General features: G+C 69.0%; 12 protein-coding genes and 1 tRNA gene. 8 read left to right on the top strand and 5 right to left on the bottom strand.

What is annotated here, in order from left to right; translation table 11 throughout:
• Nucleotides 1-78: 78 nt before the first annotated feature.
• Nucleotides 79-285 carry a cold-shock protein gene (locus AB1K54_RS15170; protein ID WP_109208752.1) on the bottom strand — a complete coding sequence of 69 codons (207 nt, stop codon included), beginning with the start codon at nt 283-285 and terminating at the stop codon, nt 79-81.
• A gap of 322 nt (nt 286-607) precedes the next feature.
• Between AB1K54_RS15170 and AB1K54_RS15165 the strand changes: the two genes are divergently transcribed.
• Nucleotides 608-1249, top strand: a complete 642-nt coding sequence (locus AB1K54_RS15165) for a GntR family transcriptional regulator (protein WP_371203595.1) — start codon at nt 608-610, stop codon at nt 1247-1249.
• 497 nt (nt 1250-1746) lie between these two features.
• Here the strand turns inward: AB1K54_RS15165 and AB1K54_RS15160 are convergent.
• Nucleotides 1747-1830, bottom strand: a tRNA-Leu gene (locus AB1K54_RS15160).
• Between the two features lie 164 nt (nt 1831-1994).
• Between AB1K54_RS15160 and AB1K54_RS15155 the strand changes: the two genes are divergently transcribed.
• The 7 genes from AB1K54_RS15155 (at nt 1995) to pknB (ending at nt 10906) form a co-directional block, all read left to right on the top strand.
• Nucleotides 1995-2741 (top strand): FhaA domain-containing protein, encoded by a 747-nt coding sequence (locus AB1K54_RS15155; protein ID WP_371203594.1) that lies wholly within the window; start codon nt 1995-1997, stop codon nt 2739-2741.
• Entirely contained in the window at nt 2738-3280 is a 543-nt protein-coding gene (locus AB1K54_RS15150; RefSeq protein WP_371203593.1) for an FHA domain-containing protein, read from the top strand. Before AB1K54_RS15155 ends, AB1K54_RS15150 begins: the two co-directional genes overlap by 4 nt.
• 15 nt (nt 3281-3295) lie before the next feature.
• Complete coding sequence (locus AB1K54_RS15145; RefSeq protein ID WP_371203592.1) at nt 3296-4528, top strand: PP2C family serine/threonine-protein phosphatase; 1233 nt, start codon at nt 3296-3298, stop codon at nt 4526-4528.
• Nucleotides 4525-5919, top strand: coding sequence for an FtsW/RodA/SpoVE family cell cycle protein (locus AB1K54_RS15140; protein ID WP_371203591.1), 1395 nt, complete (start codon nt 4525-4527; stop codon nt 5917-5919). Before AB1K54_RS15145 ends, AB1K54_RS15140 begins: the two co-directional genes overlap by 4 nt.
• Nucleotides 5916-7373: a peptidoglycan D,D-transpeptidase FtsI family protein gene (locus AB1K54_RS15135; RefSeq protein WP_371203590.1), complete on the top strand. Its 1458-nt coding sequence runs from the start codon at nt 5916-5918 to the stop codon at nt 7371-7373. The genes AB1K54_RS15140 and AB1K54_RS15135 overlap by 4 nt, the downstream gene beginning before the upstream one ends.
• Nucleotides 7370-9106, top strand: a complete 1737-nt coding sequence (locus tag AB1K54_RS15130; protein ID WP_371203589.1) for a serine/threonine-protein kinase — start codon at nt 7370-7372, stop codon at nt 9104-9106. Before AB1K54_RS15135 ends, AB1K54_RS15130 begins: the two co-directional genes overlap by 4 nt.
• Before the next feature lie 93 nt (nt 9107-9199).
• The gene (gene pknB, locus AB1K54_RS15125) at nt 9200-10906 is read left to right on the top strand and encodes a Stk1 family PASTA domain-containing Ser/Thr kinase (protein ID WP_371203588.1); all 1707 of its coding nucleotides are present in this window, start codon (nt 9200-9202) and stop codon (nt 10904-10906) included.
• A 20-nt stretch (nt 10907-10926) separates the two neighbouring features.
• On the opposite strand, the gene AB1K54_RS15120 is transcribed toward pknB, so the two are convergent.
• The 3 genes from AB1K54_RS15120 to AB1K54_RS15110 are packed head-to-tail and all read right to left on the bottom strand — an operon-like array spanning nt 10927 to nt 12562.
• Nucleotides 10927-11586: a gamma-glutamyl-gamma-aminobutyrate hydrolase family protein gene (locus AB1K54_RS15120; protein ID WP_371203587.1), complete on the bottom strand. Its 660-nt coding sequence runs from the start codon at nt 11584-11586 to the stop codon at nt 10927-10929.
• Nucleotides 11586-11741 carry a hypothetical protein gene (locus AB1K54_RS15115; protein ID WP_371203586.1) on the bottom strand — a complete coding sequence of 52 codons (156 nt, stop codon included), beginning with the start codon at nt 11739-11741 and terminating at the stop codon, nt 11586-11588. The genes AB1K54_RS15120 and AB1K54_RS15115 overlap by 1 nt, the downstream gene beginning before the upstream one ends.
• Complete coding sequence (locus AB1K54_RS15110) at nt 11741-12562, bottom strand: class E sortase (protein ID WP_371203585.1); 822 nt, start codon at nt 12560-12562, stop codon at nt 11741-11743. The genes AB1K54_RS15115 and AB1K54_RS15110 overlap by 1 nt, the downstream gene beginning before the upstream one ends.
• Nucleotides 12563-12585: the final 23 nt, after the last annotated feature.

Genomic DNA, 12585 nt, shown 5'->3' with positions numbered 1-12585 from the left:
GTTCCCTCGACCCCCGAGTGAACGCGTGGGTCGCGGCATCCGCCTCATGTGGCGAGCAGATGCCGCGGGCCGCGCTGCTTACAGCGGGCGGATGTTCTCGGCCTGGAGGCCCTTGGGGCCCTGTGCGATCTCGAACTCGACGCGCTGGTTCTCTTCGAGCGAGCGGTAGCCGCCCGACTGGATCGCGCTGTAGTGCGCGAAGACGTCTGCGCCACCCTCATCGGGAGCGATGAAGCCGAAGCCCTTCTCGGAGTTGAACCACTTGACAGTGCCCTGCGTGCTCATGAAATGCCGTTCTTTGCTTGCCCGCGCCACCTGCACGAGTCCTGACCCACGCTAGTGCGCGAGCATGGCCGGGGGCGAGAGTCATTTCGGATGGTGACAGAAATGTTGCACGGGACGTGATACGGCGCCTCGACGCGACGCCGGCCCATCGTACGCCCGGGCCGAGCGAACTCGAGGCCCGGGCGTCGACGGATCCCCCCGGATAGGCCACGCCATGCGTGACAGCGTCACTTTACCGAGATTCACGAGCCGAGGCGAGAGGAGTCTCCTGCCAACGAGACTCCGTTCGGCCAGAGGGTGGGTGTGTGCTTATAATCCGCGCGTGCCAGAAACGCGGACGACGGCGAAGGATGCCACATCCCGCGCACTCGGCGACGACATCCACACCCTGATCGGCGAGGCGATCCTCGACGGACGCCTGCCCGAAGGGGAGCGTCTGCGCGACCACGAGCTCGCCAAGCGCCTCGGCGTCTCCCGCACGCCGGTGCGCGAAGCGCTGCAGCGGCTCGAGGTCATCGGCCTGGTCGAGGTCGCTCCGCACCGCTACACGCGCGTGTCGAGTCCGACCGCCCACGCGAAGGCTGAGACCGAGGTGTTCGTCGTGCTCACGATGGGAAACGCCTCGCTGCTCGCCGCCCGGCGCGCCGACGACGCCGCCCTCGCGAGAATCGTCGCACTAGCCGATCGGCTGGTGGAGGCATCCCGCGCCGACGATCCGGCGGCCGTGCTCGAGGTCGGCTACCCGCTCTTCGCCCTGATCACTCGCGCCGCCGCCAACCCGGTCATCTCACGCGTGATGCGCGAGGCGAAGTTCGCGCTGCGGCGCAACCTCGTCGGGTGGAGGTTCCCGGTCACCGACCGCGACGAGCGGACGTCACGGTTCGAGCAGTTCCGTGACGCCTTGGCCGCACGCGACGGCGCCGCGGCCGAGCTCGCGCTGCGACAGGCCAACGGCTTCGCCTGAGCATCCGGCCCATCCTCAGGCGGCCAGTCTCTGCCATCTCAGCCCCGTCCAGGCGAGCCCTCTTCTCCTGCGGATGCGCGACCGCGCTGTGCTCGAACCGCACGGTGAGAAGCGGGGCGCGCGGTACCTGTTGCCGGGGACATGAACGCTCTGTTCGCTGCGCGGTGGAGGAATCCGCCGCTTCGCATAGAGTCCTGGCGCCGAGACCGCCGCTGAGTACCGCGGAGACAGGCGTGTTCGCCTTCGTCGACCGCAATGGCCGCATCGATGTCGTCCGCATCCTCCACCAGCGAATGGACCCAACGCGTCTCACGTGAGCCCGGCCTCGCCCCCGTCGAAGGCCTCTGGCAAAGATCAGGATGGGCGGGATGAGGATGACACGCCCGAACCCATCCACTCTTTGGCCGATGACCCGTAGCACACAGATCAGCACGTCGCACCGGAAACGACTGAGCCCCCGGCCGGTAAATACCTGGTCAGGGGCTCAAATCGTTCTGTGCGCGAGGGGGGAGTTGAACCCCCACGCCCTTTCGGGCACTGGCACCTGAAGCCAGCGCGTCTGCCTATTCCGCCACTCGCGCGAGTCGTTGCCCAAACGAACTACGAACTCAACTTCCCGAGGATATCACGCCGTGCGACCACGGCCGAATCCGGTGCGGCGGGCGCGCACTTCGCGAGGGTCATCCATGGTCAATTCAGCCGGTGCAATTAGCATGTACCCACCGACGCCTGCCTGAGGAGACGTGTGGGACTACTTGACAGCTTCGAGAAAGGTCTCGAACGCGCAGTGAACAGCGCGTTCGCCAAGACCTTCCGCAGCGGCATCCAGCCTGTCGAGATCGCCTCTGCCCTGCGCAGCGAGCTCGACAAGAAGGCCGCGGTCGTCACGCGCGACCGCATCCTCGCGCCGAACACGTTCACCGTGCGTCTCTCGCCGTCGGACGACGCGAACATGCGGGCGATCGGCCCGGCACTCGGCGACGAGCTCGACGCGCTCGTGCACAAGCACGCGAAGTCGCAGGGCTACACCTTCGCCGGCCCCGTCACGATCTCGCTCGTGCAGGACGACCAGCTCTCGACCGGCACCCTGCGCGTGGACTCGTCGACCGCACAGGGCAAGGTGTCGTGGCGGGGTGTCATCGACGTCGAGGGCAAGCGGCATCCGCTCGTGAAGTCCCGCACCGTGATCGGCCGCGGCTCGGATGCCGACATCACGATCGCCGACGCCGGCACCAGCCGCAAGCATGTCGAGATCCTGTGGGACGGCGAGCGCGCGATGGTGCGCGACCTCGGCTCCACCAACGGCACGCAGCTCGACGGTCGCCGCGTCGCCGAGGCGCCGCTGCCGGCCGACTCGACGATACGCATCGGACGCACCGACATCGTGTTCCACGTGATCGCCCAGGCGGCCCCGGCCGCACCGCCGCGTCCGCCCCTGCCCGACGACGCCACCCGCGCGTTCGACACCCGGGGCGGAGGCTCTCGCCCATGAGCGAACTCACGCTGCTGCTGCTTCGCATCGGGTTCCTGGTGCTGCTGTGGTTCTTCGTCTTCGCGGTCGTCTACTCGCTGCGGGCCGACCTGTTCGGCGTGAAGGTGCGACGGATGCCGGAGCCCGCGGCAGCGGCATCCGCAACTGCAAGCGCAACCGCCGCGGCTGCCGCAGCGAACGCCACCAAGCCCGCCGTGGCCAAGCCCGCGCAGGCGGCGACGGGCTCGAAGGCACGGGCGACCACCGCTTCGGCTTCGCGGATCGTGATCACGAGCGGCCCCAAGAGCGGGCTCGAGCTGCCCCTCGGCAACGAGCCCCTCACGATCGGGCGGTCGAGTGAGTCGGGCCTGGTGATCCGCGACGACTACACCTCCAGCCACCACGCGCGCCTCGTGCTGTGGGGCGACCAGTGGATGATCCAGGACCTCGATTCGACCAACGGCACCTGGCACGACGGCGCGCGGGTCGCAGCCCCGGTGCCGGTGCTCATCGGCGCGCCCATCAAGGTCGGAGCGACCACCTTCGAGCTGCGGAAGTAAGCGCGGGTCCCGTCGATGGTCTTCCAAGGCTCGAGTGCCGCCATCTCGCACACCGGCAAGGTGCGATCGAACAATCAGGACTCCGGGTACGCCGGCTCCAACCTGTTCGTCGTCGCCGACGGCATGGGCGGGCACGCCGGCGGCGACGTCGCGTCGAGCATCGCGATCACGCGCATCGCCGAGCTCGACCGCCCGTTCGAGTCGACCTCGTCTGCCGAGCTCGCGCTGCAGGAGCGCATCACCGAGACCGCCGGCGACCTGATCGACACCGTCCGCTCGCGGCCCGAGCTGGCCGGTATGGGCACGACGGTGAGCGCCCTGGTCATGGTCGACGACTACGCCGTCATCGCCCACATCGGCGACTCGCGCATCTATCTCTATCGCGACGGTGCGCTCACCCAGATCACGACCGACCACACCTTCGTGCAGCGGCTCGTCGACTCCGGCCGCATCACGCCCGAAGAGGCCCGGTTCCATCCGCGGCGATCGGTGCTCATGCGCGTGCTCGGAGACATGGATGCCGAGCCCGAGCTCGACACGTTCATCATGCCCACTCAGCCCGGCGACCGGTGGCTGCTGTGCTCCGACGGCCTGTCGGGGGTCGTCGACGACGCGCACGCCACGAAGACGCTCGCGCTCGGGCTGGCTCCCGGCCGCACCGCCGACCAACTGCTCAAGCAGGCCCTCGACGGCGGTGCGCCCGACAACGTCACCATCGTGATCGTCGATGTCGGGGGGCAGCATCCGCTCTTCTCCGGCACCCCCACGGTCGTCGGGTCGGCGTCGAACCCGATGGGGGTCGAGGTGCCCGCCGCGCGCGCGAGCCGCGGGTGGCTGCACCCCGTCCGGCAGGCGGCGAACGAGCCGACGCACTTCGAGCCCGCTCCCGAGTACCTCGAGGAGCTCATCGAAGAGGACCGCCGCCGCGCACGCCGGCGCCGCATCGGCTGGATGATCGGGCTCGTGCTGGTGCTCGGCCTTCTTGTGGCGAGCCTGTTCGCGGCGTACCAGTGGACGCAGACGCGCTACTTCGTGGGAACCGACCAGGACTCTGTCGTCATCTACCGCGGCATCCAGCAGGACATCGGCCCCATCAGTCTCTCGACGGTCTATGTCGACACCGGCATAGACCTCGACGACCTGTCGCTGTTCGACCGCGTCACCGTCGAGGGCACCATCACCGCGCGCTCCCTCGAGGACGCCAAAGAGATCGTCGACCGGATCCGTGAGAGGGCGGAGGCCCGATGACGACCAAGCCGCCCGCCGAGACCGCGGCGATCAGCACCGACACCTCGGTGCTGCGTGCGCTCCGTCGCATCCGCGTGCCGCAGATGCACCGCAATCGCGAGCTGTTCCTGCTCGTGTTCGCGTTCGTGCTGACCGGGGGCGCGCTCATCCTCGTGCAGTACGGCGTGGACGATGCGCTGGATGCCTCATTCCTGCTGATCTGCGGCGGGCTGACGCTGCTGGTCGTCGCGCTGCACGTGATCCTGCGGCTGCGGGCGCGCGACGCCGACCCGTTCGTCGTGCCGATCGCCACCCTGCTCACGGGCCTGGGCATCGCGATGATCTACCGGCTCGACCTCGCCGCGGACCGCACGGGCTGGGATGCCTACTCCATCCGCCAGATCGTGTGGGCGGCGATCGCCGTCTCGATCGCGATCGCGGTGGTGATCCTGCTGCGCAACTACCGTGTGCTGTTTCGCTACACGTACGTGTTCGGCTTCGTCGGCATCGTGCTGCTCATCCTGCCGATCATCCCGGGACTGTCGGGCGGCGGCAACGCCGACGTGTGGGTCGACGCGGGCCTGTTCACCTTCCAGCCGGGCGAGCTCGCGAAGATCTCGCTGGCCATCTTCTTCGCCGGCTACCTGGTGCGCACCCGCGAGAGCCTGACCTCGGTCGGCAGCAGGTTTCTCGGCATGACCTGGCCGCGCGCGCGGGAGCTCGGGCCGGTCGTCGTGATCTGGCTGATCTCGCTCGGCATCATCGTGCTGCAGCGCGACCTGGGCACCGGTCTTCTCATCTTCGGCATGTTCATCGCGATGCTCTACGTCGCTACCGGCAAGACCAGCTGGGTGCTGATCGGCGTCGTGCTCGCCACAGCCGGCGCGTTCGTGGCATCCCGCTTCCTCCCCTATGTGCAGACGCGGTTCACGATCTGGCTCGACGCGTTCAACCCGAATCTGATGGACAACGACAGCTACCAGCTCGTGCAGGGGATCTTCGGCCTCGGACAGGGAGGCCTCATCGGCACCGGGCTCGGGCAGGGCAGGCCGTACCTCACGCCCGTGGCCGAGAGCGACTTCATCCTGCCGGCACTCGGCGAGGAGCTCGGACTCGTGGGCGTCTTCGCGATCCTGTGCCTGTACATGGTGTTCACCAGCCGCGGCATCCGCATCGGGCTCGCCGGCCAGGACGACTTCGGCAAGCTGCTGGCGACCGGCCTGTCGTTCACGATCGCCCTGCAGGTGTTCATCATGGTCGGCGGTGTCACTCGGCTCATCCCGCTCACCGGTCTCACCACACCGTTCCTCGCCGCAGGCGGGTCATCCCTCATCGCGAACTGGATCATCGTGGCGCTGCTCTTGCGAATCTCGGATGCCGTGCGCCGCCAGCCCCGGGTGGTGATCGGATGACCCGGGAGCTTCGACGGCTCAGCATCCTGATGCTGCTCATGTTCATCGCCCTGTTCGCCTCATCGAGCTGGATCCAGGTGGTGGAGGCGGACGCCCTCGCCGAGAATCCCGAGAATCGGCGCGCCCTCTACGACTCGTACGAGGTGCAGCGCGGATCGATCATCGCCGGAGGAATCCCGATCGCGACCTCGGTGCCCTCCACCGACGTGTTCTCCTGGCAGCGGCAGTACACCGACGCCCCGCTGTGGGCGCCGGTGACGGGCTGGATCAACCCTGCCGTGGGGCGGGCGACGGGCATCGAGCAGGCGCTGAACCAGGCACTCAGCGGGAACGCGAACTCGCAATTCCTCACGCGGATCGAGCGGATCGTGTCAGGCGAGCCACCGCGCGGGTCGAACGTCGTGCTGACGCTCGACCCCGAGGTGCAGCGTGCCGCGGCGGAGGCGCTCGGCTCCCTGCAGGGCGCCGTCGTGGCCATCGAGCCGGCCACGGGGCGCGTGCTCGCGATGGTGTCGAGCCCGAACTTCGACACGAACCAGCTCGCGCAGCACGACACCGAGGCTGCCGTGGGCTATTACGACGCTCTGGACGCCGACCCGACGCATCCGCTCTTCAACCGCGCGATCGAGGGGGACCTCAACCCTCCGGGGTCGACGTTCAAGCTCGTGGTCGCCTCAGCGGCCCTCGCGTCGGGCGACTACACACCGGAGTCGACGCTGCCGAACGTCGCGTCGTATCAGCTTCCCGGGACCACCACGTCGATCTCGAACGCCGGCGGCGGCACGTGCGGCGGCGGTGACGTGGTCACGATCGCCGACGCGCTGCGCCTGAGCTGCAACATCCCGTTCGCTGAGCTCGCCGTCCAGCTCGGCGACGACGCGATCCGCGCAGAGGCGGAGAAGTACGGGTTCAACCTCTCGTTCGATATCCCGCTCACCACGACCCCTTCGGTGTACCCCCGCGCCCTGAGCGACGACAGGACCGCGCTCAGCGGATTCGGGCAGGGCGACGTGCGCGCGACCCCGCTGCAGATGGCGATGGTCTCGGCCGGCATCGCGAACCGGGGTGTCGTGATGATGCCCCGCATGGTGGACCGCGTGATCGCTCCGAACCTGTCGGTGATCGAGGCGTTCGACGATGCGGAATTCGGACGGGCGCTGAGCGATCGCCTGGCCGCCGAGATGGCCCAGATGATGGTGGCCAATGTCAGGGACGGCGCGGCGTCGGGTGCAAGAATAGACGGGATCGACGTGGGCGGTAAGACGGGAACCGCGGAGAACGGACCTGACGAGCCATACACGCTGTGGTTCACCGGGTTCGCACCCGCAGACAATCCCCGGGTCGCCGTCGCCGTCGTCGTCGAAGACGGCGGAGGCCGTGGTCAGTCCGGCAGTGGGAATACGATCGCAGCGCCGATCGCGAAGAGGGTCATGGAGGCGGTGCTGGAACGATGAGACCGACGCAGGGAGTGACCTTCGGAGGCCGTTACGAGCTTGATTCGCGCATCGCGATCGGCGGCATGGGCGAGGTGTGGGAGGCCACCGACCACGTCATCGGCCGCACGGTCGCGATCAAGATCCTCAAAGACGAGTACATGGGCGACCCCGGCTTCCTGGAGCGCTTCCGCGCCGAGGCCCGGCACGCGGCACTGGTCAACCACGAGGGCATCGCGAGCGTCTTCGACTACGGCGAAGAGAACGGCTCGGCCTTCCTCGTCATGGAGCTCGTCCCCGGCGAGGCGCTCTCGACGATCCTCGAACGCGACGGCTCGCTCTCGACCGACAAGACCCTCGATGTGGTCGAGCAGACGTCCGCAGCGCTGCAGGCCGCGCACGCGGCGGGCCTCGTGCACCGCGACATCAAGCCCGGAAACCTGCTGATCACCCCCGACGGCCGGGTCAAGATCACCGACTTCGGCATCGCCCGCATCGCCGACCAGGTGCCGCTGACGGCGACCGGGCAGGTGATGGGCACGGTGCAGTACCTCTCGCCCGAGCAGGCGTCCGGCCACCCGGCATCTCCCGCCACCGACATCTACTCGCTCGGGATCGTCGCGTACGAGTCCCTCGCCGGCAAGCGCCCGTTCACCGGCGAGTCCCAGGTCGCGATCGCGATGGCGCAGATCAACGAGCAGCCCCCGCCGCTCGCGCCGACCATCGCGGTGCCCGTGCAGAACCTGGTCATGGCGATGATCGCCAAAAAGCCCGAGGACCGCCCGGCGTCGGCATCCGCCGTCGCCCGCGGCGCGGCCGCGCTGCGACGCGGCGACCTCGCAGCCGCCGCAGCAGCCGTCCCGGCCGTCGCGGCAGGCGTCGTCGCAACCGAGGACGCCACCCAGCTGCTGAGCTCGGCCACCGGCTCGACGCAGCTGCTGTCCGCCCCCGAGCCGGCCGCGGCGGCGACCGACGTTGAGCAGAAGAAGCGCAGTCCGTGGACGTGGCCGCTGATCGCGCTCATCGTGCTGCTGCTGCTCGTGCTCGGCGGCACGATCTGGGCGCTGTTGGCCAACAACAAACCCACGCCCAACCAGACGACCCCCACCACCACCACCACATCGCCGCCGCCGCCGACCTCGCCGACTCCGCCCCCGCCGACGGAGAAGCCGATCGATCTCGGCGCACTCAACCTGCTCGGCTCGAACTGCGACGACGCCTTGGTGAAAGCAACCGAGGCGGGACTCCACCCGACACGGACTGCGGGATCTCCTGCACCGTCTGCCGGACAGGTCGGCACCGTCGAATCGACCGATCCGTTGGGCGGCAACCTGCTGCGCGGTGCGGCCGTGAGCATCAAGTGCTACAGCGACCAGACGAGCATCCCCGGCCCGGCGAACGGGCCGAGCATCAACGACGGCGCTCAGCCGGTGCAGGGCACGACGGTGGACCTCACGTGGGAGAGCGCCAGCTGCCCGAGTGGAACCGGGAGCCTCAGCGGCTTCAGTGTGACGATCACAGGAGCGACGTTCCTGGCGGATGGCACGGGATCGCGCAAATTCGGCGTGAGTGAGTTGAGCGCGGAGATCTCGATCGTGAACCAGGCCAACGCGCAGGTTACTGCCAAGTACTTGTTCTATTGCAGCGGCGGCGGTGGTGGCGAACAACGCTCGTCAGCGGATTCGCCGATATCGAGCACGACGACGATCTCTGCTCCTCCCCCTCCGACACCGGGGCCAACCGACGAACCGTAGCCGCAGCGCGCAGGGTCGCCGAGGGGTCAAGCCCCGGCAGAGTGCGACGCGAACGGTCGGATAGGCTGACTCTGTCCGACCCAGGGAGTGACCGTGACAAGTGAGCCGCGCGTGCTTTCGGGGCGCTATCGCGTCGATGAGCCGATCGGGCGTGGCGGCATGGCCACCGTCTACCGCGGGTACGATCTCACCCTCGGCCGGCAGGTCGCGATCAAGATCCTCGACCGCGAGCTCGCGAACGACAATGCGTTCCGCACGCGGTTCCGGCTCGAGGCACAGGCGGCCTCACGCATGGCCCACCCCGCGATCGTGCGCGTATTCGACGCGGGGGAGGACTCCGAGACGACGCCGGAGGGCGGCATCCGCTCGGTTCCCTTCATCGTGATGGAGCTCGTCAGCGGCGCGCTGCTGAAAGACATCATCGCCGCGGGCCCGGTTCCGGTGCCCGATGCCGTGCGCTACGTCGACGGCATCCTCGAAGCGCTCGAGTACTCGCACCGCGCGGGCGTCGTGCACCGCGACATCAAGCCCGGCAATGTCATGGTGACCACAGCCGGACAGGTCAAGGTCATGGATTTCGGCATCGCGCGAGCGGTGTCGGACGGTTCGGCCACGGTCGCCGAGACCACGCAGATCCTCGGCACCGCCGCGTACTTCTCGCCCGAGCAGGCCAAGGGCGAGCCGGTCGACGCGCGCGCCGACATCTACTCCACCGGCGTGGTGCTCTACGAACTGCTCACCGGTCGCCCCCCGTTCCGCGGCGAGACGCCGGTCGCTGTCGCGTACCAGCACGTGAGCGAAGCGCCGGTCACCCCGTCGCACGTGAACGACGCGATTCCTCGCGCGCTCGACGCGGTAGTCCTGCGTTCGCTGGCCAAAGACCCGTTCCAGCGCTACCAGGACGCCGCCTCGTTCCGCGAGTCCCTCGACGCGACGATCGGCGGCAAGAACCCGTCGAAGCGCCAGGTCGGCGCGCTCACGAGCGAGCTGTACGGCCCCGATCCGCGCCAGGCGGCCGAGACCGCGCGCTCCCTGCGCCAGCTCAGCACCGACTCCACGATGCGGCGCACCCAGGCAGGACCCCCGGTCGCCTGGATCTGGGCGGGCGTGGCCGTGCTCGCGATTCTGCTCGTCTCGGTGCTCTTCTGGGTCCTGACGCTGCGGCCCGCTGACGAGCTGCCCGCCACGACCCGCATCGTTCCAGATGTGATCGGCCTGGAGTACGACCGCGCGACCGTCGCGATCGGCGACGCCGACCTCATCGCCCAGCGCTTCGACGAGCCGAACGGCGAGGTGCCCCCGGGCGATGTCATCCGCACCGATCCCGCGGGCGGAACCAGCGTCAACGCGGGGCAGGAGGTTCGCGTCTACGTCTCGACCGGGCAGGAGAAGACGACCGTCCCCGCGCTCGAGAACCTGGCGACGGATGCCGCGACCGCCGCGCTCTCCGACGCGCGACTGAGCCTCGGCACGATCTCGTCCCGCAACGATCCGAACCTCGGCGCAGGGACCGTGATCTCGTCCGACCCGGCGTCCGGCACCGAGGTGGGCATCGGCACGACGGTGAACCTCGTCGTGGCATCCGGAAAGGTCACCATCATCGACTACCGCGGGTACTCGGTCGACGGGGCGCGCAGCGCGCTCGAGGCGCCCGATCTCGCGCTCACCGTCGAGACGGTCGAGGATCCGGGCTGCGCGGCGACGGACCCCGCGTCGGTGTCGCAGCAGTCGCTCCCGCCGGGCGACGTTCCGGTGCACTCGACGATCACGCTGACCCACTGCACGGGCCCGACGCGCTGAACACCCGGCCCCGGGGCGGATCAGCGCCGCGGGTGAAGCGCGGCGCCGCGGGTCGCGGCATCCGTGAAGCCGACCGAGGCGAGCCAGTTGCCCAGCAGCCGGTGACCGCCCTCGGTGAGCACGCTCTCGGGGTGGAACTGCACCCCCTGGATCGGCAGCTCGCGGTGGCGCACGCCCATGATCACCCCGCTGTCGGTGCGACTGGTCACGAGCAGTTCTCGGGGAACGGAGTCCGGCACGATCGCGAGCGAGTGGTAGCGCGTGGCGACGAAGGGGTCGCTGAGCCCGTCGTAGAGCGGTTCGCCCTCATGACGCACGAGCGACGTCATGCCGTGCATGAGTTCGGGGGCGTGGTCGACGGTGGCACCGAAGGCGGCGCCGATCGCCTGGTGGCCGAGGCAGACACCGAGCAGTGGGATGCCTCGCCCCGCAGCCGCCCGCACAACGGCGATCGACGCGCCGGCCCGCGCGGGCGTGCCCGGTCCCGGTGACACCAGCACAGCCCGGTAGGGGGCGATCGCGTCGGTCGCGCGCACGGGGTCTATCGTGTCTGCCTCGACGAGGTCGGTGTCCGCGCCGAGTTCGTGCAGATAGCCGACCAGCGTGTGCACGAAGCTGTCGTGGTTGTCGACCACCAGCACCGGTGCGGGGCGCGGCTCGCGGGCCGCGCCATCGGGCATCACTGGACCGTGACCTCTTGCGGGTTGACGAACTGGCTGACCCAGGGGAACACGTAGAAGAACAGCCCGTAGATCACCGCCGCGAGCAGCACCAGCAGGATCACCACCCTCAGCCACGCGGGTCCGGGCAGGATCCTCCAGAGGGACGCGTACATCAGACTCCCGAGGTGAGGGCGGCGGGGGCGCCGGCGGTTCGCGGGGTGAATGAGTCGAACACGCTGTAGGCCACGATGCGCTCGGCCATCGAGTACATCGGGCTGCAGCTGGTCATGGTGAGGTAGGCCGTCGTGGCCTGCACGTCGAGCTGCTGGGGCACGGGCAGCAGAACCTCGACAGCGTCGGGCGTGACGTACTCGAGCGTGCGGAAGCGGTACGTGTACCAGCCGTCGGGCGTCTCGATGACGATCGGGTCGCCGACGTGCAGTTCGGCGATCTGGTTGAAGGGCTTCCCCCACGTGGTGCGGTGCGCGGCGACGGCGAAGTTGCCCGGCTGACCGGGCATCTGGGTGCCCGGGTAGTGGCCGATGCCGATGGTGTCGAGGGTGCCCGAGCGGCTGACGCCACCGGCCATGGTGACGTGGTAGTCCGGGCCGAAGCGCGGGATCCACATGATGCCGAACTCCTGCGTGTCGGCGGGCTCGGCGATGATGACCGGCGCGGCGGCGGCCGGCTCAGGTGTGCCCTCGCCCGCCAGGTTCGTCGCCTCGGGGCCGGGGATCTCGGGAAGGGATGCCTCGTACTCCGCCTGCCACTGCTGCGAGAGCTCCTGCCCCTGGGCGTTGCGCTCGGCGCCGTAGATCATGTCGCCGATCCACAGCTGCCACGCGACGTACAGAAGCGTCACGGCTCCCGCGGTGAGAAGGATCTCACCGATCACTCCGACAACCGAGACCCGGCGCTTCGAGACGTTGCCCTCGCGCCGCGCACGTCGACCGTCGGGGATCGGGCCCCCCGTCTGAACGCGGGTATGACTCATAAGGCGAGTCTATGAGTGACACC

This window comes from Microbacterium sp. BWT-B31 (genome assembly GCF_041379855.1).
Lineage (GTDB): Bacteria > Actinomycetota > Actinomycetes > Actinomycetales > Microbacteriaceae > Microbacterium.
The sequence above is the reverse complement of the archived record's forward strand: the minus strand, read 5'-3'. Positions and strand labels throughout refer to the sequence as shown.

Coding starts and splice junctions, on each gene's coding strand:
- AB1K54_RS15120 (WP_371203587.1), bottom strand. CDS start 11,586: ATGCCCGATGGCGCGGCCCGCGAGCCGCGCCCCGCACCGGTGCTGGTG.
- AB1K54_RS15150 (WP_371203593.1), top strand. CDS start 2,738: ATGAGCGAACTCACGCTGCTGCTGCTTCGCATCGGGTTCCTGGTGCTG.
- AB1K54_RS15135 (WP_371203590.1), top strand. CDS start 5,916: ATGACCCGGGAGCTTCGACGGCTCAGCATCCTGATGCTGCTCATGTTC.
- AB1K54_RS15130 (WP_371203589.1), top strand. CDS start 7,370: ATGAGACCGACGCAGGGAGTGACCTTCGGAGGCCGTTACGAGCTTGAT.
- AB1K54_RS15115 (WP_371203586.1), bottom strand. CDS start 11,741: ATGTACGCGTCCCTCTGGAGGATCCTGCCCGGACCCGCGTGGCTGAGG.
- AB1K54_RS15170 (WP_109208752.1), bottom strand. CDS start 285: ATGAGCACGCAGGGCACTGTCAAGTGGTTCAACTCCGAGAAGGGCTTC.
- AB1K54_RS15145 (WP_371203592.1), top strand. CDS start 3,296: ATGGTCTTCCAAGGCTCGAGTGCCGCCATCTCGCACACCGGCAAGGTG.
- AB1K54_RS15110 (WP_371203585.1), bottom strand. CDS start 12,562: ATGAGTCATACCCGCGTTCAGACGGGGGGCCCGATCCCCGACGGTCGA.
- AB1K54_RS15140 (WP_371203591.1), top strand. CDS start 4,525: ATGACGACCAAGCCGCCCGCCGAGACCGCGGCGATCAGCACCGACACC.